The organism is Thermogemmatispora carboxidivorans (genome assembly GCF_000702505.1).
GTDB classification, from domain to species: domain Bacteria; phylum Chloroflexota; class Ktedonobacteria; order Ktedonobacterales; family Ktedonobacteraceae; genus Thermogemmatispora; species Thermogemmatispora carboxidivorans.
Genome location: NZ_JNIM01000001.1, coordinates 2,395,062 through 2,415,449, shown reverse-complemented (window position 1 = coordinate 2,415,449; position 20,388 = coordinate 2,395,062). Strand labels below are relative to the sequence as shown.

The 20,388-nt window shown below is 61.8% G+C and carries 16 protein-coding genes; 7 read left to right on the top strand and 9 right to left on the bottom strand.

Annotation, left to right across the window (positions count from 1 at the left end):
* Positions 1-168 precede the first annotated feature (168 nt).
* From N688_RS09370 to N688_RS09345, 5 genes are all read right to left on the bottom strand, one after another.
* Positions 169-1,011, bottom strand: coding sequence for a uroporphyrinogen-III synthase (locus N688_RS09370; RefSeq protein ID WP_052889036.1), 843 nt, complete (start codon positions 1,009-1,011; stop codon positions 169-171).
* Positions 1,012-1,184: 173 nt separating this feature from the next.
* Positions 1,185-1,526, bottom strand: coding sequence for a Rieske (2Fe-2S) protein (locus tag N688_RS09365; RefSeq protein WP_052889035.1), 342 nt, complete (start codon positions 1,524-1,526; stop codon positions 1,185-1,187).
* Positions 1,527-1,637: 111 nt separating this feature from the next.
* Positions 1,638-4,115, bottom strand: a complete 2,478-nt coding sequence (gene nirB, locus N688_RS09360) for a nitrite reductase large subunit NirB (RefSeq protein ID WP_052889034.1) — start codon at positions 4,113-4,115, stop codon at positions 1,638-1,640.
* A 25-nt stretch (positions 4,116-4,140) separates the two neighbouring features.
* Positions 4,141-6,264 carry a molybdopterin oxidoreductase family protein gene (locus tag N688_RS09355; RefSeq protein ID WP_272945034.1) on the bottom strand — a complete coding sequence of 708 codons (2,124 nt, stop codon included), beginning with the start codon at positions 6,262-6,264 and terminating at the stop codon, positions 4,141-4,143.
* 667 nt (positions 6,265-6,931) lie between these two features.
* Positions 6,932-7,711, bottom strand: a complete 780-nt coding sequence (locus N688_RS09345) for a ferritin-like domain-containing protein (RefSeq protein ID WP_052889031.1) — start codon at positions 7,709-7,711, stop codon at positions 6,932-6,934.
* Between the two features lie 299 nt (positions 7,712-8,010).
* Here N688_RS09345 and N688_RS09340 point away from each other — a divergent pair, with 299 nt between their 5' ends.
* Positions 8,011-8,415 carry a YkvA family protein gene (locus N688_RS09340; RefSeq protein ID WP_052889030.1) on the top strand — a complete coding sequence of 135 codons (405 nt, stop codon included), beginning with the start codon at positions 8,011-8,013 and terminating at the stop codon, positions 8,413-8,415.
* Between the two features lie 453 nt (positions 8,416-8,868).
* Here N688_RS09340 and N688_RS09335 read toward each other — a convergent pair whose 3' ends face one another.
* Complete coding sequence (locus N688_RS09335; RefSeq protein ID WP_052889029.1) at positions 8,869-9,069, bottom strand: helix-turn-helix domain-containing protein; 201 nt, start codon at positions 9,067-9,069, stop codon at positions 8,869-8,871.
* Positions 9,070-9,412: 343 nt separating this feature from the next.
* Entirely contained in the window at positions 9,413-9,850 is a 438-nt protein-coding gene (locus N688_RS09330; RefSeq protein ID WP_081838682.1) for an OsmC family protein, read from the bottom strand.
* Positions 9,851-10,257: 407 nt separating this feature from the next.
* Between N688_RS09330 and N688_RS09325 the strand changes: the two genes are divergently transcribed.
* The gene (locus N688_RS09325) at positions 10,258-11,682 is read left to right on the top strand and encodes a cellulose binding domain-containing protein (protein WP_052889028.1); all 1,425 of its coding nucleotides are present in this window, start codon (positions 10,258-10,260) and stop codon (positions 11,680-11,682) included.
* Positions 11,683-11,896: 214 nt separating this feature from the next.
* Positions 11,897-12,418, top strand: coding sequence for an OsmC family protein (locus N688_RS09320; RefSeq protein ID WP_052891434.1), 522 nt, complete (start codon positions 11,897-11,899; stop codon positions 12,416-12,418).
* Between the two features lie 28 nt (positions 12,419-12,446).
* On the opposite strand, the gene N688_RS09315 is transcribed toward N688_RS09320, so the two are convergent.
* Positions 12,447-14,765: an RNB domain-containing ribonuclease gene (locus N688_RS09315; protein WP_052889027.1), complete on the bottom strand. Its 2,319-nt coding sequence runs from the start codon at positions 14,763-14,765 to the stop codon at positions 12,447-12,449.
* A 228-nt stretch (positions 14,766-14,993) separates the two neighbouring features.
* Here N688_RS09315 and N688_RS23140 point away from each other — a divergent pair, with 228 nt between their 5' ends.
* The 4 genes from N688_RS23140 to N688_RS09295 all read left to right on the top strand — a co-directional run bounded on the left by N688_RS23140 (position 14,994) and on the right by N688_RS09295 (position 19,156).
* The gene (locus N688_RS23140) at positions 14,994-15,254 is read left to right on the top strand and encodes a glutaredoxin family protein (protein WP_052889026.1); all 261 of its coding nucleotides are present in this window, start codon (positions 14,994-14,996) and stop codon (positions 15,252-15,254) included.
* Between the two features lie 30 nt (positions 15,255-15,284).
* Complete coding sequence (locus N688_RS09305; RefSeq protein WP_052889025.1) at positions 15,285-16,103, top strand: DUF2085 domain-containing protein; 819 nt, start codon at positions 15,285-15,287, stop codon at positions 16,101-16,103.
* Between the two features lie 357 nt (positions 16,104-16,460).
* On the top strand, positions 16,461-17,930 hold the full coding sequence (gene mtaB / locus N688_RS09300) for a tRNA (N(6)-L-threonylcarbamoyladenosine(37)-C(2))-methylthiotransferase MtaB (protein WP_052889024.1): 1,470 nt from the start codon (positions 16,461-16,463) through the stop codon (positions 17,928-17,930).
* A gap of 2 nt (positions 17,931-17,932) precedes the next feature.
* Entirely contained in the window at positions 17,933-19,156 is a 1,224-nt protein-coding gene (locus N688_RS09295; protein ID WP_052889023.1) for a Vgb family protein, read from the top strand.
* Between the two features lie 379 nt (positions 19,157-19,535).
* Here the strand turns inward: N688_RS09295 and N688_RS23135 are convergent, their stop codons facing one another.
* Positions 19,536-20,099, bottom strand: coding sequence for a CHAP domain-containing protein (locus N688_RS23135; protein WP_162179523.1), 564 nt, complete (start codon positions 20,097-20,099; stop codon positions 19,536-19,538).
* Positions 20,100-20,388 lie beyond the last annotated feature (289 nt).

Here is a 20,388-nt window from a genome sequence, read left to right as displayed (position 1 = left end):
GGATGGCAGGTTGACTACTATCCAAGGGAAGAAAGCCCCCCATTCACCGGGCTCCACTACTTGAGGGCCCGGCGTGGAGAGTGGCACGAGGCCAGGCAAAGGGAAAATCTCCTGCCTGTCTGTCTGCCTGCCGATGCAGACTGCGCCGGGAGCCAGATGCCGCTTTGCCTAGCTCCTGGGTAGAGCCTGGCTCTGGCGCTCTAGGTAGTCTGAGAGGGCTTTGACAAGGTGGCCCATGCGAGGATGCGCTGGTACAACATGCGGCCTGACGCCATACTGCTGGAGGGCCTCGCTGCATGTGGGGCCGATCGAGGCGACCGTCACCCGCTCGCGCAGGGCCTCAGCCAGCCTCTGGCTACAGCCCTCACGCTCCGCCAGCTGGAAGAGATGCCGCACCTGGACCTGACTGGTCAGAACAAGGGCATCGACCCGTCCAGCGCAGAGGTCGTAGACAAGCTGGCTGAGAGCGCTGGTGTCTTCAGGAAGCTGCCACTCATAGAGACAGAACTCTGCAACCTGGGCGCCGCGCTCCTGCAGATAGGCCACCAACCTGGCGTTGCGTTCGCCGTAGTGCAACAGCGCCAGCCGTTTGCCATGCAGTTCGATGGCTTCCAGGGCGTCGAGAAGCTCCTCAGTGGTGTGAGGCTCAGGCGCGCTGATATGGACTGGCAGGCCATGTTTCTTGAGGACGGTGGCCGGTTTGGGCCCTCGGCAAATGATAGTGATCCGCTTGAGTTCATCAAGCAGCTCTGGAAGCAGGCCCTGACGCTCGACTTCCCGCAGTAGGGCGTTGGCTCCCACGCCAGTCGAGAAAATAATGGCGTCCAGGCGATGGGTGCGTAGCTCGTGTAGTAAGGTCATGGCCTGCTGGGTTGCATCTGTCGGGGGCACCTCGCGCACGGCAGGAATGCAACGTGCATGCCCGCCATGACGTGCAATGAGATTGGCAAGCTCCCCGCTCATGCGGGCCTCCAGCACTGCAATTTCGGCCTCTGCAAAGCGTCTCGTCATAGCTGGTCCTTTTCCTCTTTCCGCGTTCCGCTGCCGCTTGCCCCGCCCCTCTTGCGCCCGGCTTCCTGGCAGCTGGCAGCTCACTGGCTGGCCTTAGCTGCTCGTTCGTCTGCCGTCCGAGCAAGCCGAGCGCTGGACTGAGGAGGTAGGGGCAGGCCCTGCCCGCCCTTTTCTTATGAGTCGTCCACAGTGACCAGGATGTTCCCTTTGGCATCAAGGCGAACGGGATAGGTGTGCAGCTGCGGGCAGGTATTCCCAAGCGGGGCGCCCGTGCGCAGGTCGAATTTGAAGGCGTGTAGCGGGCAGATCACTTTGCCATCCCCGATGATGCCGTCGGCTAAAGGCCCTCCCCGATGGGGACAATCGGCCTGCGTCGCGAATAGCTCGTCGTTGCGGCTGCGAAAGACGGCAATGAGCCGATCGTGCAGCCGGTAGGTGCGACCTTCGCCGCGTGGAATGCGGCTGATGTGCCCTAGATTATAGCACACGGCTCCAGGTGATAGCGGCGCTTTCATGGGGCTTGCTCCTTCTCTCCTTTCTGCTCCAATCTGTCCCCTGGCAGGATTGCCTTCGGGTGTGGCCGCCCCGAGTGCGTAAGTCGTGATCGGGTGATGGTTGGGCTGCGCTCAATCGCCGGCTCCCAGCGGGACGGGCATGGCCTCCAGGACCTGGCTAAACTGGGTGGACGTGACCGGCTGTTCGGCCTCGCGCTGCCAGGGGTCAACATAGGCCTCGACGGCGGCCTGGATCTCGCGATCGAGTCGCTCACAGATGCCCTCGGCATCCTCCACCAGGACGCGCCGCAGATGCTCGATGCCAACGCGCTCCACAAAGTCGTAGCTGCGCTCCTGGTACTTCGCATTCTCCCGGTAGTACTGCATGAAGCGTCCCATGTAGAGCAGGACCTCCTCATGGGTATCGACGGTGCAAAGCAGGTCGCCTTTCCGGACTCGTGAGCCGGCGGCTCCCCCAACGTAGATCTCCCAGCGTCCCCCTTCGATGGCCACCGCTCCCAGGTCCTTCGTCGTAGCCTCGGAGCAGTTGCGTGGACAGCCAGCGGTGGCCAGCTTGACCTTGTGGGGCATCTCGATGCCCTGATAGCGCTTTTCAATTTTGATCCCCAGCGTGGTGCTGTCGCCCAGACCATAGCGACAGAAGTCGCTCCCCAGGCAGGTCTTGCAGGTGCGGAAGGCCTTGGTGTAGGCGTGGCCTGAAGGCATCCCGAGGTCTTTCCAGATGGCCGGCAGCTCCTCCTTGCGCACACCTACCAGATCGATGCGCTGCCCGCCGGTGATCTTGACGAGTGGCACGCGATACTTTTCGGCAACGTCGGCAATGCGGCGCAATTGCTCTGGCGTGGTCACCCCCCCGTAGATGCGCGGCACGACACTGAAGGTGCCGTCTTTCTGGATATTGGCGTGCACGCGGTCGTTGATAAAGCGGGCATCGCGCTCGTCCTGGTAGTCCTTGCCCCAGATGGTTTTAAGGAGCGAGGCCAGGCCAGCTTTGCTGGCTGGATCTTCTTTGCCGTCGGCAAGCGCCTGGAAGACAGCAGAGACACTGCGCAGCCCGCGCTCTTTGATGACGCGTACCAGTTCGGGCTTGGTCAAGGGGATGGCGGGGACGTAGTAGTGCACCGCGGGATCTTCGGCCACTTCGCCTTCGCAGGCCAGGACGAGGAGTTCCTGGACCTGGCCTTTGCAAGAGCCACAGCCAGTGGCGGCACGTGTGGCCTCGCAGAGGGCCTGGAGGCTGCGTTTACCCGCGCGCGCGGCGGCGAGAATGGTCCCTTTGGAGACGCCGTTACAGTTGCAAATCTGGGTATCGTCGGGCAGGTCGGCCACCGATAACGTCTGCTTGTTGCCGGTTGGGCACGGGAAAAGCAGCTCGGCGCGGTGAGCGGGCAGGGGATCACCGCGATGGAAGAGTTGCACCAGACGGGCGGCAGGGACACTGCCCGGTAGGTCGCCCAGCAGGATAGCGCCCTGCAGGCGCCCCTCGCGCACAATCAACTTCTTGTAGATCCCACGGGCAGGCTCGGCGTAAGTAATGACTTCGTCACTGTTGCTAGCTGGCTCCTTGTCGCCCATCACCGTCAGATCAAGGCCGCTGACTTTGAGCCGTGTGGAGAGAACTGAGCCAGTATACTGCTTGCGACTGGCCCTGTCAGTCAGACGCTCTGCCAGGATGCGAGCCTGCTCCCAGGCGGGGGCAACCAGCCCATAGGTCTGTCCCCGGTGCTCGGCGCATTCACCGAGAGCGAAAACATCGGGGACACTGCAGGCCAGGTCGTCGTCGATCACGATGCCGTGCCTGACAGCCAGACCTGCTGTCCGAGCGAGATCGGTATTGGGGCGAGCGCCAGTGGCGATAATGCAGAGGTCACAGGCGAGTTCGCTGCCGTCGCTGAAGCGCAGGCCGCAGAGCCGGTCTTGCCCAAGGACAGCCACCGTCTCCTTGCCGAGGTGAAGCTGGACCCCCTGTTCAGCGATGAGCCGTGCTAAGATAGCGCTGCCTGCCGCATCGAGCTGGAGATTAAGCAGGTGGGGAGAGCGATGGACGAGATGAACCTCCAGACCTCGCCTGACCAGGCCGCTGGCGGCCTCCAGTCCGAGGAGGCCCCCGCCGATAACGGCAGCCCGTCTGGCCCGGCTGCTGTGAGCCAGGATGGCCTGGCAGTCGTCCAGGGTGCGGAACGTAAAGGCGCCTGCGATGAGTTGACCATCCTTGCGCACGAGGTTGGCCAAAGGCGGCAGGCAGGGACTGCTGCCGGTGGCAATCACGAGGCAGTCGTAGAGTTCCCAGGAACCATCGGCGGTCTGTACACGGTGCCCCTGCCAATCGATACCGACGGCGGCCCGACCGGCGCAGAGCCTGACATTGTGCTGCTCGTACCAGGTCAGGGGATGGAGAAAGATATGTTCGGGGCAATAGCTGCCGTCCAGGACTCCTGAGAGAAGGATACGGTTGTAGTTGCCGTAGGGCTCGGCCCCCAGCACGGTGATGTCGTAGCGTTCTCCTCCTGGGCGGCTGACGATCTCTTCGACAAGGCGGGCTCCGCCCATGCCATTGCCGATGACCACAAGTCGCTGTTTTCTCGTCATCTGCGTTGCTCCCTCCCTGTGCTACTTACCTGGATTGATTGGCCAGGCGCTCGATCCGCGCGGCACAGATCTTGAACTCGGGCATACGGCTGGTCGGATCGAGCGCGGGATTAGTGAGACGGTTGACAGCCTGGGCATCTCCCCAGTGGAAAGGGACGAACAGCGTATCCTCGCGAATCGTCTCGTTGATCCTGATACGGCCTTGCATGCTTGCCCGGCGCGTCGAGAGCAGAGCCAGGTCCCCGTCAGAGAGACCATACTCTCTGGCTGTCGTCGGGTGAATCTCGATCAACGGCTCAGGGCAGAGGGCTTGTAGCTGGCTGATGCGCCGGGTCTGGCTGCCCGACTGATAATGGGCCAGAAGACGCCCCGTGCTGAGATAGAGGGGATAGTCGCGGTCAGGCTCTTCGCCAGGCCCCTGGTAGTGAGTGACATGAAAGCGAGCGCGTCCGTCAGCAGTCGGAAAGCCATCGGAGAAGAGGCGAGGAGTGCCCGGGTGCTCCGGCGTAGGGCAGGGCCAGAAGACTCCCTGCTGAGCATCGATCTTTTCATAGGTGATGCCAGCATAGTCGGCCAGGCCCCCAGCGCTGGCACGCCTGAGTTCTTCGAAGACATCACGAGCGTTGCTGAAGGGGAAATACTGGCCTTTGCCCAGGCGTCTGGCCAGCTCGCAGAGCAGCGTGATCTCATCCCAGACGCCTGCAGGCGGCTGAAGGACGCGCCGTCGGTGGATGACGCGGCCTTCCAGATTGGTGAGCGTCCCTTCTTCTTCGGCCCATTGGGTGACGGGCAAGACGATCGTCGCCAGGCGCGCGGTCTCAGATAGGAAAAAGTCACAGACGATCAGACAATCGAGGGCCGCCAGCCGCTCTTCGATGTGCAGAGCGTTGGGGGCAGAGACAACCAGGTTGCTGCCCATGACGAAGAGGCAGCGCACCCCTCCTGGGGTACCCAGGCTGGCTAGCAGCTCGTAGGCAGAACGGCCAGGACCGGGCAGCGCTCTCTCGTCAATTCCCCAGACGCGAGCAATGGAGGCCCTGGCCGCCGGGTCGTCGATCCGGCGATAGCCTGGGAGCTGATTGGCTTTTTGACCATGCTCGCGTCCGCCCTGGCCGTTCCCCTGGCCAGTGAGGCTACCAAAGCCGCTGCCAGGCTTGCCAACGACACCAAGAGCCAGGGCCACGTTAATGTAGGCCAGCACATTGGTCACCCCCTGGCGCTGTTGCTCGACGCCACGTCCGGTCAGAATGATGACTGAGCGAGCCTGACCCAGCAGGTGAGCTACCTCGGTCAGATCTCGCTCGGGGACACCGGTCAGGCGCTCGACCCGCTCAGGCCAATAGGCTGCGGCCATCGCTCGCGCTGCCTCAAAGTGGCTGGTGCGTTGGGCGATGTATTCCTCGTCGAGCAGGCCGTCGCGGATCAGAATATGCAGCAGGCCATTAGCCAGCACCGCGTCGCTGCCGGGTGTGAGCTGTAGGTGCCGCTGCCCTGAGCGAGCAGTGACACTGTGGCGGGGATCAACCGTGATGAGCAGGCCGCCGGCTCGCTGTTGCCGGTCCAGATACTGCATCAGCGGGGGCATGGTCTCGGCGATATTGCTTCCCGCCAGAAGGATGACCTCGGCCTGAGCCAGGTCCTCTAGAGGGAAGGGCAGCCCCCGATCGAGGCCGAAGGCGCGATTCATCGCCTCCGCTGCCGAGGACATGCAGAAGCGCCCGTTATAATCGATCTGGGAAGTATTCAGAGCAAGGCGGGCAAATTTGCCGAGCAAATAGGCCTCTTCGTTGGTCAAGGCCCCGCTCCCGAAGACGCCAACAGCCTCCTTCCCATAGTGCTGCTGAGTGGCCTGGATCTGCTGGACAATGCTGTCCAGCGCTTCCTCCCAGGAGACCGGCAAGAGGCGCCCATCAGGCTGGCGCTTGAGCGGTGTCTGGAGGCGCTCAGGATGAGCCAACGTCTGGGGAGAGGTCCATCCTTTGAGACACAGCCCTCCTCTGTTCACAGGAAAGCTCTTGTCTCCCTCGATCCATAATTGTTGCGGGCTGCCCCCAAGGAGCATGCCACACTGAAAGGCACAGTATGGACAGTGAGTTGCTACGCTGTTGCTACTGCTGTTCTTCTCTTCTCGCCGCTGCTGCAAGGCCACTCTCCCTCGTTGTGGAAGCAAGGCAGTCAATCAGCCAGGCCAGAGTCAGCCTGGTCCGGGCAGAACTGCCCTTGTACCGGCAGGGTGCTCAACGTCGCTCGTCGTTCCTCCCGCTCTTGACACGCGGTTTGGCTCATGACAGGGGAACGGGGCAGCAGCAGCGCTGTGGGATCTGCTCCGGTCGGCTCGCGCGACCCGCGGTCAGCGACCGTCTGCGGCTCTGCGATCTCTACCTGGATAAGGCCGATCACTCGCAGAGCTGTTGGTTAATATGCACAGTTCCCGTTTGCGAATCTAGATTACCATGCGTTTTTTAGGGCAGTCATTGGCAGAATAACTGAAGATTCTCCCCAGGCTACTAGTCATATTGCACAAAACTAGCACAGAAGACAAGAATGGGGACCACTGGGCGGGTTCCACTGGTGGCAGAGAAGCGCAAGCGAGGTGCTCGTGCATCGGCGCCAGTATAGCCGCGGGGCACACCTCCCCAAAAAAGAGAAGAGCGCCGGCCAGGAGAGAAGAGTGGCGACAGGCGGCCTCTTCGGCAGCACCTGAGCGACCGTGGCCTCCCCAGGCCTGGCGCCCAGCTCGCTCCCCCTTCCATCGGCGTTTCGTTCCCAGGGATGTTTCAGGCCATCAGGGGAAGAGGAGCGAAGAGAGGACGGTTCTACTTGAAGAATTTTGGCACATTCACATTATAAAATTCGGCCTCCAGGAACTCCAGGAGGAGCGCGAAATTCAGGATAGCCGCATCGTTCTTGAGGGAGGCCGAGGGATCAGAGCCACCATTGAGGCTGGCGATGAAAGGCGAGACAGCCCTGACAATCTCGGCCTGCGAGAGTGGCTTGTCAAAGGCTCCGTTGGCGCTCAGCGGCTTATTGAGCAGCGCATCGAGAAAGCCGGCATGGCGCGCCTCCACTGTCAGAATAGAGCCAGCGGCGGCCAGATAGGCTTTGGTAGCGATGGCCGGAGCCGCCATCAAATAGGCCCCCACGCCCACGTTCTCAAAGGTCTGTGCCACCTGAGCAAAGGACTGAACATCCATCTGCTCCAGATTTTTGAAAGTCGGCTTGGGACGGGGCTGGACTCCCGCCTTGGTCAGGGCCTGCTGGAGAAACGTCACGTGGGCATTCTCATCCTGCATAATCTCGCGGAAGGCTGAGCCACTATCAGCCACCGAAGCCAGCGAGAGCAGGCGCGTGGGAGATGTAGGCGCTGAGGTGGCCGCACTGGTCGGTGTTGAGGCCGCCCCTGTCATTGTTGAGCTGGAACCGCAAGCCACCAGCAAGCCCCCAACGGGCACCGCCAGCGCCATGCCCGTCAGCGAGCGGCGCAAAAAGGCCCGGCGTGCCGGGATCCCAGTCTCGCCAGCAGTAGCCCTCGCCCCCTGAGCGTCAGACCGCTGGCTCGTTATCTGCACATCGTGCTGTCGTACAGGATCGAACATGCTTCGTCTTCCTCATCTCCTTCAGAATAGTGAGCAAGCTGGCTGCCAGCGGTTGCGCCCCCCCGCTGGTCAGTCAGTCCGGCAAAGGCAGAGAGAACAGGGACAGCCGCACCATAGGCCGGCCTGTTGAGCTGCAGCGGCCCTCTCTATCTTGACACTGAGCAGATACGCGCTGCGCTGGCGACTGGATTACCGTGGTACTCATCCTGGCTGGGAGTGTGGCGACTTGCACTGGTCTGTATACTGCCTCTCAAGAGAAGGAGAAGGAGACACTGGAAGGAGGAGCTTACTCAAGAGTCATGCCAGCCTTCAGAGCGCGCTGGCAGGGGCGTGTCCGCCACCTGCGGCAAGAGATTCAGGCCCTGATCCTGGCCTATCGCGACCCACGCCTGCCCTGGTACCATCGCCTGCTGCTGCTAGGTCTCCTGAGCTATGCCTTCAGCCCGATCGACCTGATCCCCGACTGCATCCCTATCATCGGCTATCTGGATGACCTTGTCATACTGCCGCTAGGAATTCTGCTGGCCATCAAGCTCCTGCCGCCCGCCATTCTAGAGGAGAGCCGGGCCCGCGCACGCGCCGCTGAGGCTCAGGAGCAGCCACGCTTTCGAGGGGGGATCGTGCTTGTGCTGGTCATCTGGGGACTTGGTGTCCTCTTCCTCTGTTGGGTCCTCAGCAAGCCCCATCTCGTGCCCAGTCACTAGAGAAGCCAGCTGAAGCTGAGGCCATGCCACTGTTTCTGCCAGTGCACAGAAGAGAAGCTACCCGGCTTCGTCGCCAGGTAGCATTGAACCTCTTGGCCCGAAAACAACAGAAGCGAACAATCAGAACGCAGCAAGATTGTTCAGGGGGTGTTCCCTGCTTCGCTTCATCATGGTCGCTCTTGCCTCCCTCTCACTGCTGGCAACAAAACGACTCGATGCCACGGCAACCAGGAGACACGCCCCCTCACACAAACAGCCTTTCCTCAACCGAGGAGAGAAATAGTAGAGAGACACAGACCACAATGACCAGAGTCCCTCTGACCGCGATCGCTGGTTGCACCTCGTTGCATTTCGGAGGGGCAGCCATCCCAGCCACAGCCGTCACAAGCATCAACAACCATCAGCCCCGCCACCCGCTATCAGCGGCCACCAGCCACCGTGCGACGCCTGACGCTACTTCTGACCCTCTCCTAAGAGCCGTTCCAGCGTTGAGCGCTTAATACGATAGCTTTGGCGCTGGCTGGCACGAGGCAGGCGCACCCCTTCCAGTAAGCCCTCCTTCACCCAACGCCGGACCGTGGTAGCATCGACCCGCAAGAGCTGTGCGACTTCGCTGATTGTGAGCAGTTCTTCCACTTCCAGATGTCGATCCATAACCTTCTCTCCTTCGCAGACAGCCGGTCCGCCACAGCCACTTTCCAGGGAAAAAGGAGGAAGAGAGGAGAGGAGACAGACACCCCAGGGCTGTCCCTCGCCTGGAGCCCCCCTTTGGACCTGGGGATACCTCTTCTCTTATTCACCGGCACTCCACTGGGCCGGCTCCTCTCGCGCCCTGGAACCGCTATGACGGTATTCTGTGTCTGCAGCATTGGCATCGAGATGCGTCTATCATACCGTTTCCAAGAGCCGCTGACAAGCCTCTTTCCAGCCCCTCTTTGGCCCCCAAGCCCCAGGCCACCCACCCTACTTTCGGAAAGGGAAGCCTCTCCCAGGCGCTCTACGGCTCAGTGGAGGCCAGGAGCGTCACACTGTGAGTGATCGGGGCTGCTGCCCGCAGCATAGCACTCACAGGACAATATTTAGTTTCGCTGAGTTCAATAGCGCGTTCAATCACCTCCTGCCCAAGAGCAACGCCAGTGATACGATGCTCTACATGAAAGGCGGTAAAGACACGTGGGTGGTGCTCTGCCCGCTCACTATGAACAACGACCTCATAAGAGGTAATTTGCAGACGTTTTTTGCGTAGAATGGACAGAACCGTGATGCCAGTGCAAGCCCCCAGAGCCAGCGGTAGCAGCTCCATCGGGCGCAGCTCCTCCTCTGTTCCCCCCTGGTCAGCCGCGGCTGACAGCCGCAGCTGCTTTCCCCTGGCTGTTTCCGCCAGAAAGGTCATGTTCTCCTGCAAGCGCAGTCGCGCTACCAGAGTCAGTGGCATAGCTGTTCCTCCTTGTCATCCGCGCCTGGATGGTCCAGACATGGGCCGTGCCGGGTTATCGCGCGAGGTTCTTTCTGGTCACTGAAAGCGCAGCGGCGTGATAGGAGACGAGCAGGCTCCCGCCACACGCAGCCTGGCTGCCCTGTATTGTAGCATGCCTGGCCGTCACAGCCTCTCTCGAGGCTCCTGAAGCAGGCCGGTGCGGGGAGGCTTCCCTTGCCCCTGGCCACTGTCGTGCAGATGACTGCTACCTGCTCTGGCTATGACGGCTTCTGTTCTTCTATACTGGGGCAGAAAGACCCTGAGCCGGGGCTGCAGACGGCGTCACAGGTCCGACCTGGCCGGGCCTGGTCATGAGCGCCCTGTCCCCGACTCACGACTGGCCGCACTGTGCAAGGAGAAGCGGAATGAGGAGTATTGGACGCTCGCGCCTCCTATTGATCGGCCTGACCGTCGTCGTTGTCTGCTCGCTGGTAGCCGGTCTAGTCAGCCGGGCCAGGGTCAGCTACGCCGCTGCGTACTGTCAGGTCACCTACACTATTACCAGCCAGTGGCCCGGCGGTTTCGGGGCCAACATCGTCATTCAGAACACGAGCGGCTCCGCCTGGACTAGCTGGACCCTGACCTTTTCTTTTCCGGCGGCGGGCCAGAGTGTCACCCAGGGCTGGAATGGGACCTTCAGCCAATCGGGGCAGAATGTGACAGTCACAAATGCTAGCTGGAATGGGAACGTCCCGGCGAACGGGACAGTCACCCCTGGTTTCAACGGTGCCTGGACCACCAGTAATCCCGTGCCGACCACCTTCGCGGTGAACGGTACCGCCTGCAGCAGCGGTGGCAGCGCGACAGCCACACCGGGCAGTAGCCCGACACCCACCGTCGGCACAACCCCCTCCCCGACGCCGACCCCCACGCCGGCCTTGACGCCGACAGCAACGGCGAGTACAACGCCAACGCCGGGCATTCCCGGGCTTCCGACCACACCCCTGCCACTGGACGGCGTGCATACGGGAAATGCAACCTGGTTCTCTGGAGTGGGAAGCCCTTATGGCGGCTGCGGCGTACCCGATGGCTACATCGATTCCTCTTACTACGTGGCCCTTAACGTGCAAAATACGCCGGGCGACTACAGTACCTATCTCTCGCGCCCGATCTCGGCCCAGAATGCCAGTAAAATCGGCGTCTTCAACAACGGCCTGAACTGCGGGCGCTGGGTGCGCGTGACCATCGGGGCCTACTGCACTGGCGTCAACGATGGTGCCCCAAACCAGCCCTTCTGTCGCAATGGAAGCTGGGTCAACGACCAGTACACAGGAGCCACGCTTGACCTGGTGGTGGCCGATAGTTGCCAGGATGGCAATGCCTGGTGCCGTGATGATCCCTATCACCTGGACATTGTCCAGCGCGCCCTCAACCAGTTCCAGCTCAATGGCCAGCCAGTGGGCAATATGTACCCTAACGCCTGGAACAACCGCCAGATCAGTTGGCAGTTCATTCCCGCGCCCAACTATACGGGCGATATCCATATCGCCTTCCTTCAGGGGGCCAATCCCTACTGGTCGGCAATCTCCATCACGCACCTGGCCAACGGCATCCACGGCGTCGACTACTATCAAAACGGGAACTGGGTCCACGCCCAGATGGACGCCGACATGGGCAACGATTATGTGATTCTGCCCACGACGCCAGGGGGCAGCCAGTATGCTATCCGCGTCTATGACGCCACCAACCAGCTGATTAATAACGGGCGCATCTACTACTTCAGTTACCCCAGTAGCTGCGGCTCGTCCTGTCCAAGCGCCTATATCCCTGTCACCTACACAACAGGCTAGCCGTTCTGTTCTGCTCACTCGTTTGCAGGTAGACAGGACAGCAGCCTGCTCGGCGTTGGCTGCCTGCTCTTCTCCGCCACCTGAACAGGGGAGGCTGGGAGGAGCAGGCATTGCTCTTTCTGCTCGCCTTCCCCCTTGACAGAGAGCCTCGTCTGCCGTATACTTACCCAAAAGTTGATTTTCTTGATCCAGTAAGTCAATTTTGGAGGACCAGGTGAGTACATCCGCGACGGTCAACGGCGTCGATACTGCCGCCATCGCAGCTCTGCGCACGAAGCTGCAAAACGAGCCAGCGGCTGGTGATACGCTCTGGAGAGCCGAGGTGACCTGGAGAGGCGGCTTCCTGAATGAGATTCGCATTCGCGACCTGCCTCCCAGCTATGCCGACGAGCCGAAGGCGCTGGGCGGCAGCGATACTGCCCCCAATCCAGTAGAGCAGCTGCTCGGCGCATTGGGAAGCTGCCTGGCCATTGGTTACACGGCCAACGCGGCTTTGCGCGGCATCCAGATTCAGGAGCTGCGCGTTGAACTCGAAGGCCACATCGATTTACCCGTATTTCTGGGCCTTCACGAGGGGCACGCCGGCTACACTGGGATCGAGGTGCGTGTCCATCTGAAGGCTGATGCCCCACAGGAAGTGCTTGAAGAGCTTCATCGGCATGTACTGCATACTTCACCAGTGGGGCAGACGATCGAGAAGGCTATTCCCTTACACGCCACGCTTCTCTCCGACTGAGTCTCTGTGCCCTGCTCTCTCGACACGCTCAGTGGTTCTCAAAGCCTTGCTCATCCGTAGGGGTGCGCAAGGCTTTGAGCATCTTCAGCGCTGCCCCCCTGGCCGCGGAGCGCTTGGTCTTGCCCTGGGCAGCTGCCGTGCGCGTTTCCCCGGAAGGCAAGGTGACTGTGCAGGTACAGGTGAAGAGTGGTTCTTGCGGCGATCCACTCTGCACATAGGTATACTCGGCCCGCTCGATGCGTCGGCGCTGGAGCAGCTCGTTCAACAGACGCATCGCCGAGCGCTCGGATGGCCCCAGTAGAGCCTGGCGCTGCGCCGGAGGAAGAGGCAGGCGCAGTAAGAGATTTCTGGCGGCGGCCTGTTCGGCGCGCGCCCGGCTTGAGCCATGGCCACTGGCGCTGTAGCGCTCGCCAGCGATGGTCAGCTCACACTCCGCCATAAAGTGAGGGGCATGGGCCGGCCCACTATGAGCGAGCAGACGGTAGAGCGGCGTTCCCCACCGATGACCATGCGCCAGCTCCTGCAAGGTCCCCTTGTAGTTGCCCTCGGCGGGCAGAGATTCCGGCCCTTGATCCTCTTGATACGATTGCTGCTCCACCTGCTTCTTCCGTTCCTCTGGCTCCCCAGGTTGTTCTTCAGCTCCAGGAGTGGGACAGCGCGAGTTGGAAAGCTCCTGCAGCAGGGGGGCGCTCTCCTCTGACCCGAGGCCGCTCACTCTGACCAGCAGATCGGCACTGGCCAGTTGACGCGCCCGATCTTTGCGTTGAGCCTGATAGGTCGCCGAGCGATAGTGCTGGTCGGTCAGGCGCAGGCTGGCGCAAGCCATGAAGCAGGGCTGTCCTCCACTGCTAAAGAAGGTCTGCTCCTCATAGGTCGGGGCCTCCCAGCCGAGTATTTGCTGGCCCATAGCCAGCAGGCTGATGGCGTGCTGCGGCTGACGACAGAGGGAGGAGAGGGCAGCGCGCTTGAGGCGCTCCCAGCTCTGGCCGGCAGTCGAGAAACGGAACAGCAGCGTAAAGAGGTCATGAGCACCGAGGGCGTCTTCCTGCAGGCGGGCCAGAATCTCTGCTTCAATGACCGGCGGCAGCAGCTGCGATTGCGCCGCGATGCGCACCAGGCTGTGAAAGCGCCGCGCGTCCAGTCCGGCCAGAGGGCGGGAACCCTCTCCTCCTTGAGCAAGAGCATCTTCAACCTGTTTTTGCAGCTGCTGCTCGTAGAGCGACAGGAAGTAGGCTGGTTTTGCCGCCTTCAGGCTGCGTTCAACCTCGTTGAGGTGGCTGGCAATCTCCTCCAGCTCCTCTCGCGCAGGGAGAGGCTTGCAGCTCTCGCCTTGCACGAGGGAGAGCAGGATGCGCTGATTGACCAGGTCGGCATAGCGTCGCAGCGGCGAGGTCAGGTGCAGATAGGCTGGCAGCTGGAGGCCGAAATGCCCGCGCAGGGTCGGCGCGTAGGTGGCGCGCTCCACTACCAGCTGGATGGTGGCGCTGACCTGCTCCGGTCTGACGTGGTCGGGTCGCAGCAGGGCTGTCTCAAGCATCTCGCGCAGGGCTTCACCCGTGGGAGCAATGGGCTTGGAGCAGTGGTTGCGGTAGAGAGCCGGCAGGCCGCGCTGAGCCAGGAGCTGAGCAAAAAGCTGGTTGGCCAAAATCATGCACTCCTGAATCAGGAGATAGGAGCGATGCCGCTGCTCGCTGCTGAGGCGCAGAAGGAACCCCTCTTCGCTGGTGGCCCACCCCCGATGCAGGTCGTAGAGAGCCAGCGAGCCACGGGCACGCCGTAGCTGAAAGAGCTGCTCGGCCAGGCGATAGAGGCCACGCAGCATCGCCCCAAGAGGACGATCAGGCTCGTTCAGCAAGGCATCGGCCTCCGCATACGAGAAGCGTTTGACACTCACGAGACAGGTGAGGCCGAGATGCGGCTCACCTGGTTGCCAGGAGGTGTCGAAGGGCAGGGTGAGGGTCACCGCCGGACGCCGCTGGCCCTCCAGCAGACTGAGATGCTCCTCGCTCAACAAACGCGGCAAGAGTGGTACCGTGTGATTGGAGTAATAGCGTGTAAAGGCCCGCTCTCGCACCTCGCGCTCCAGGGCCGGCGTGAGCTGAGGAGTGAGCAGTGAGGCGACGTCGGCTATGCTGATTTGCAGGAGAGCACCCCCTGTGGGTAGGGGTTCCAGCCAGAGAGCATCATCAAGATCGCGCGAGGCTGGTCCATCGATGGTAATCCCCTTGACCAGTGGGCGCCCCTCCAGGAGGGCTGGCACCCGGCTGACGGCTGCTCTGGCCTCAGCCCGGGCTTTCTCCGAAAAGCTCTTACTGCCTCTCTCTCTCTCTGCTGCGTTCGTTGCCATCCTTTTTCCTCACATTTGCCATCGCTCGGCAGTAGCAGACTCAATGAGTATATTGTATTGTATCACCTGCTCAAGATCTGCAGACAGAACCAAAGGCTGTATACGGGGATAGGGCCTATCTTGCAGTATATCCACGGCACTTTTACGTTGGCTCACTCTTTCCCCGCTTGTCGTCAGTCAGGCCGACGTGGTATCATTTCCCCTGAGAACGACGATGGAGCAACGCGTGTGAGTCGGCAGAAACAGCAGCCCTCGCCACAGGTGACCTTCTATACGAAAGCTGGCTGCCACTTGTGCGACGAGGCCCGCGAGATGCTCGAGGAAATCGCTAGCCAGATAGACTTCGATTTGACCGAGATCGATATTCGCGGCAATCCTGAGCTGTTCGAACTATACCGCTATCGCATTCCGGTGATTGTCGTTAATGGGCAGATTCTGGAAGGGCGCCTTGAATTCCGCGATCTGCTGAGAGCCTTCCACTTGCCCTGAGTAGTGAACGAAAAGAGGAGGACCAGGCTCATGGCCGTCGATCAGGGAGTCTCTCCACTCCCTCAGTCGCTCACCCGCCCTGCTCCCATGCCCCATAGACGTCGCCCGAGCCGCCTGAACACGCTGATTGACAGTCTAGGGTCCTGGCTGTTGCGCTATTGGGCTTTTGTGGTGACCACCCTGCTGGGAAGCATTGTGCTGCTGGCACTGAGTGTGCCCTTTCTCTTCTACTTTGGCCTGGACACGCTCGCCCGTCCCATTTACTTTGCGCTACATCTCATCTGCGCCCAGATACCGTCACACTCTTTCTACATCTTCGGTCACCCACTGGGGATGTGTGAGCGCAACTTTTCCATCTATGCATCGATGTTCGTTGGATCGCTGCTCTTTGTTTTGAGTAAGCGCCGCCTGCCTGGCATTCCCTGGTGGCTGTGGGCCTTAACCCTGGTGCCAATTGCCCTCGATGGCTTTACGCAGATGTTCGGCTGGCGTGAGAGCACGCCCCTGTTGCGCGTGTTGACGGGCACCATCTTCGGCCTGGGCAATGTACTCTTTGTGCTGCCGCTGATCGAGCGCAACCTGGTCGTCACTCCCGAAATGAGCGCGGCCTTGCAGTTGCGCCGTGGGCTGGCCTACCAGTCTTTCGCCTCATTGGTGCCTGCCGGGTCTAGTCTGGCCAGTGCACCCGCCTTCGTCAACGGGCAGGTCCCGGCGCCTGCCTCTGGGCCCGTGGCGTTTTCGGTTCCCGTTCCGCCGGCAGTGAGCAGTCGGACCACGGTGCCGCTGCCCCAGCAGCCCAGCGCAGGGGAGTCCAGTCTCCCCCAGCACGAACCGGAGGCTTGTCCCTGACGCCGGGGAGCCGAGCGAGAGAGACGAGAGGCGGCAGCGGGATCGGCGTTGAGTTTTTGAGTTGAGAGCCACAGGAGCGGCAGCAGAAGAGGCCAGATGAGTGCTGAGAAGGGCACGCTGTCCTGGGTTGCTTGACAGCGAAAGGCGCTCTGTTAGATACTCTCTCTGCACAGGGAAAGCCGCGCCGTGGTTCTCTGCCTGTTTGTCCACTGCCAGAGCTACAGGCAGACCAGAGCAGACCGCCAGCGGGAAGCTGTTGGCGGTCTCCAGTGTGGCAGGAATGGCGTGAGCCCCTGACAGGGGGAGGCCAGCCAAGTCAGGATAGATAAGTCAGCATTGGAGAGCGTTGGGGATCGTATGAGTCTTTCAGAACGTGGACCGGCCACCTTCGCCATCGCCACCTTGGGCTGCAAGGTCAATCAGGCCGATAGCGAGGCAATCAGCGAGCAGATGCACGCTGCCGGCTTTGTCCAGCAAGACTTCAACGAGCCGGCAGATGTCTATATCGTCAATACCTGCACAGTGACCCATCTGGGGGACCGAAGCTCGCGGGCATTGATCCATCAGGTGCAGCGTCGCCAGCCTCATGCTCTGCTCGTGGTAACGGGCTGCTATGCTGAAGCCAACCCCCAAGCAGTGGCCGCACTGCCTGGCGTCGATCTGGTGGTCGGTAATAGCGGCAAGACTGCCTTGGTGGAGGCTATTCGTCAGCGCCTCCGCGAGGGGAAGCAGGCTGCTGAGCGTGAGGCCACTACCGTGGTGCCCGGCTACCAGCAACAAGGTCGTGGCTCGGGGCGAACTCTGCCCATGCTGCCGCTCGATAGCTATCATATCGGTAGCGACTGGACTCCCGATGAGGAGCCGCTCCCCGAGAACGCCGATAGCCTGTCCGCGCTAACGCTGCCTGAGAACTGGCGTCCTCCCTTCTCGCGCACGCGGGCCCAGATCAAGGTCCAGGATGGCTGTGATAATCGCTGCACGTACTGTATCGTCCCATATGTACGCGGTGGATCGCGCAGTCGCAGCATCGCTTCAGTTGTCGAGCAGGTTCGGCGCAAGGCCCGCGCCGGCTACAAGGAGGTAGTGCTGACTGGCGTCCATCTGGGTGATTATCACCCCCCGGAGAATCCGCAGCAGGATCTTGGCCATCTGCTGGCGGCCTTGCTGCGCGAGACCCCGATCCCCCGCATTCGCGTCTCTTCGCTGGAGCCGGAGGATTTCCGTCTGGAGTGGCTAGAGCTGTGGGAGAATCCGCGCCTCTGCCGTCATCTCCACCTCCCCTTGCAGAGCGGCTCGGATGCTGTTCTGCGCCGCATGGGGAGGCGCTACACGACCGAGCGCTATCGCACAATTGTCACTACGGCCCGTCGCTTGATCCCCGACATCGCCGTGAGCACCGATATTATCACCGGTTTTCCAGGGGAGGGCGAGGAGGACTTCGCCCAGACCTACGCGCTTGCGGCTGAGCTGGGCTTTGCTCGCTGTCACGTCTTCCGCTTTTCGCCGCGCCAGGGCACGCCGGCAGCTCGTATGTCTTCCCAGGTGAAGGAAGAGGTCAAGAAGGCTCGCAGCGAGCGTATGCTGGCACTGGCAGGGAAGCTATCCCGCCAGTTCCGCAGCCGTTTTCTGGGCCAGACCGTTCAGGTACTGCTAGAGCAGCGCAAGCAAGGCTACTGGGAGGGGCTGACCGATACTTATGTGCGCGTCGAAGTGGAGCACCTGCCGGAGGCCGAGACACGCACCTGGCAGAATACTTTTGTGACAGTTCGCCTGGAGCAACTGACCGAAGACGGGGCCCGGGGAATGTTCGTAGGGGAGGTCGTTTAGCCTTGGACGGGGATGGGCCTGCTGCTCATCGAAGTACCGGCGCATCTGGAGAGCCATCGTCCCGAGCCAGGCAGGCGTTTTATGTCTTCCCCACCCGCAGCCGTTGGCTCTCCTGGCTGCTGCTTCTCCTGCTGGCGGTCCTGAGCGCCTGCAGTGGCTTCTCGAGCGCCAGCGGTCAGCCATCTGCCGCAGCGACGACGGTCGTCCCCACCCTGCTGAGCCGTCCAGGGTCGCTGCCGGCCCTGATCCAGATGGGTACCTTCCACGAGTATGCGCTGACACGTCGTGCCGAGGGCGACATGCTCATGCGGCCCGCTATCGATCAGCAGGGGCGTGTCTGGTTTGGGGTGATGGCCAGCAATCGCATTGCGATGTTTGATCCCCAGCGAGCCAGCTGGCAGACAGTGACTCCTCCCCGCGGACGGGGTGGACTGATGGGCCTGATTGTGGCCCCCGACGGCTCGCTGTGGTTTGCGGAACAGTACGCCAACTACATCGGCCACTATCTGCCCCGCCTTGGCCGCTTCCAGATCTATCCCTTGCCTACGGTCAGTGCCCCTGATCCGGCCCACAAGGGGAAGCAGCTGACCTTGCCAGTCGCGCCCAATGAGCTGCTCATAGATCGGCAGGGCCTCATCTGGTTCACTGAGATGAATGCCGACGCCCTGGGACGCCTCAATCCCGCAACCGGCGAGCTGCGCCAGTATCCCCTCTCGGCACACCATACCGCCCAGCAGCTTAATCCCTATGGCCTGGCGCTCGATGCCCAGGGCAACCTCTGGTTCACAGAATCGAGCCAGAACCGCATTGGATATCTTGACCCCCGCACCGGAAAGCTAACAACCTTCTCGACACCCGATCCAGGAGCGATGCCGATGGAGATCGCTGTCGACCGGCAAGGCCAGGTCTGGATCACCACCTTTGCTCACAATCTCCTGCTGCGCTTTAACCCTGCCAGCCACCAGTTCACTCGCTACGCTGCCCCGACCCCTGATGGATCGTCAGGGGGCCTCTATGGCCTTGCTCTGGATGAGAGCGGCGGCGTCTGGGTAACGGTAGCGGCAGCGAATGCCCTGGCGCATCTGCTCCCTGAGCAGCAGCGCTTCCTGTACTACCCAGTGCCAACGGCCAACAGCTTTCCTTTCGGGATCGCAGTAGCTCATCGCCAGCAGGTCTGGTTTACAGAAGCCGGTGCCAATCAGCTCGGCCTGCTGACGCTGACGTGAGGGGAAGGTGAGGAGGAGAAGGCTGCCTGGACAGGTGGCCTGCCTCTCCTGAGAGCGCCCGCGGGACGGATGTCCGCATGTGCGGATAGATGGTCTACAACCGTTCACCGCCCTGCGGGCGCGCGACCACGGATGGAGAGAGCGCCAGGACACACCGGCAAGGCTGGCCAGCAGAGGCCGTGCGCGCAGCACAGCTCTCTTCCGCCATCCCATGCCAGCTGGTCTGGCATGGCCTGCAATCAGCATTCCTCGTTCCGTTCTCGCTCTGGTAGGTAGCAGCTCGCGCAGGCAACCGGCTCAATATGAGGCGGGCAGGCAGAGCTTTCTGTCAGGCCATAGATATGCGAGCCGGACGTTGAGCCGCGACGAGCCGCGCAAGCTAGTCGCTGTAGATAAAGGCGACACCAGGGCCGACGCTGTACACAACGTACTGGACTTTCCAGGGGGCGGCACCCCAATTCATGGTGCTGGCCAGTACACGCCCCTGGCCCAGTACCTTTTCCACCACCGCCACATGTCCCAAGGCATAGGCTCCTTCGACCCCCGGCTGCAGCACGATGATGGCCCCCGGCACAGGATCACGCGAGACGTGCCAGTGAAACTCATAGGCCCGTGCCACCCACTGCCAGGCATCAGCCTGGGTGCGCCAGGGGACATAGCTTCCGTGCAGCTGGAAATACCGCTGATTAGCCCACCAGGTGCATTGTCCATAGGGGAAGACGTTGCCACTGGTCACTGGCCTGCCGCTCCCTCCCGCTGGTTCTGCGGGCAGCGTTGGCGGCGGCTCTGGTGGCCCCGCTGCCGGTGGAGTGGCATCCCCCCGGGAAGATGGTCCACTCTCAGCACTCGATCCCGAGGAGATCTGAGCTTGAGAGGCTCCTCCTCCAGCGGAGAGCTGCAGCGAAAGCTGGGCCGGTTCCTGCCGACCCTGTCGACGGAGCAAACGGGCCAACACTGCTCTGTTGATAGGTCGCGGGTACTGAGTATCTGCACTCGTTGGCCGAGGCTCTTTGTAGGGGAAAAGATGCTGGGATCGCTGTTGCTGTTGGCCAGCCTCTGCACCAAGCGGGGCAGGCCCCCACACGCGGCAGGTCTGCACCGCCCCACGGACCAGAGCCGGCTGGTGATGCAGGCAGCTGACCTGAGCCGCCAGCGGCATCTGCGCCGCGCCGGCGGCTGTTCCCGAGAGGAGCAACACCAGGGTCGCTAGCGCCCGCGTGCTTCTCTGAGAC

Excerpts from the sequence above, each read along its gene's own strand:
- N688_RS09370 (WP_052889036.1), bottom strand. The coding sequence starts at position 1,011 with ATGACGAGACGCTTTGCAGAGGCCGAAATTGCAGTGCTGGAGGCCCGC.
- N688_RS09365 (WP_052889035.1), bottom strand. The coding sequence starts at position 1,526 with ATGAAAGCGCCGCTATCACCTGGAGCCGTGTGCTATAATCTAGGGCAC.
- nirB (WP_052889034.1), bottom strand. The coding sequence starts at position 4,115 with ATGACGAGAAAACAGCGACTTGTGGTCATCGGCAATGGCATGGGCGGA.
- N688_RS09345 (WP_052889031.1), bottom strand. The coding sequence starts at position 7,711 with ATGTTCGATCCTGTACGACAGCACGATGTGCAGATAACGAGCCAGCGG.
- N688_RS09340 (WP_052889030.1), top strand. The coding sequence starts at position 8,011 with ATGCCAGCCTTCAGAGCGCGCTGGCAGGGGCGTGTCCGCCACCTGCGG.
- N688_RS09335 (WP_052889029.1), bottom strand. The coding sequence starts at position 9,069 with ATGGATCGACATCTGGAAGTGGAAGAACTGCTCACAATCAGCGAAGTC.
- N688_RS09330 (WP_081838682.1), bottom strand. The coding sequence starts at position 9,850 with ATGCCACTGACTCTGGTAGCGCGACTGCGCTTGCAGGAGAACATGACC.
- N688_RS09325 (WP_052889028.1), top strand. The coding sequence starts at position 10,258 with ATGAGGAGTATTGGACGCTCGCGCCTCCTATTGATCGGCCTGACCGTC.
- N688_RS09315 (WP_052889027.1), bottom strand. The coding sequence starts at position 14,765 with ATGGCAACGAACGCAGCAGAGAGAGAGAGAGGCAGTAAGAGCTTTTCG.
- N688_RS09305 (WP_052889025.1), top strand. The coding sequence starts at position 15,285 with ATGGCCGTCGATCAGGGAGTCTCTCCACTCCCTCAGTCGCTCACCCGC.
- mtaB (WP_052889024.1), top strand. The coding sequence starts at position 16,461 with ATGAGTCTTTCAGAACGTGGACCGGCCACCTTCGCCATCGCCACCTTG.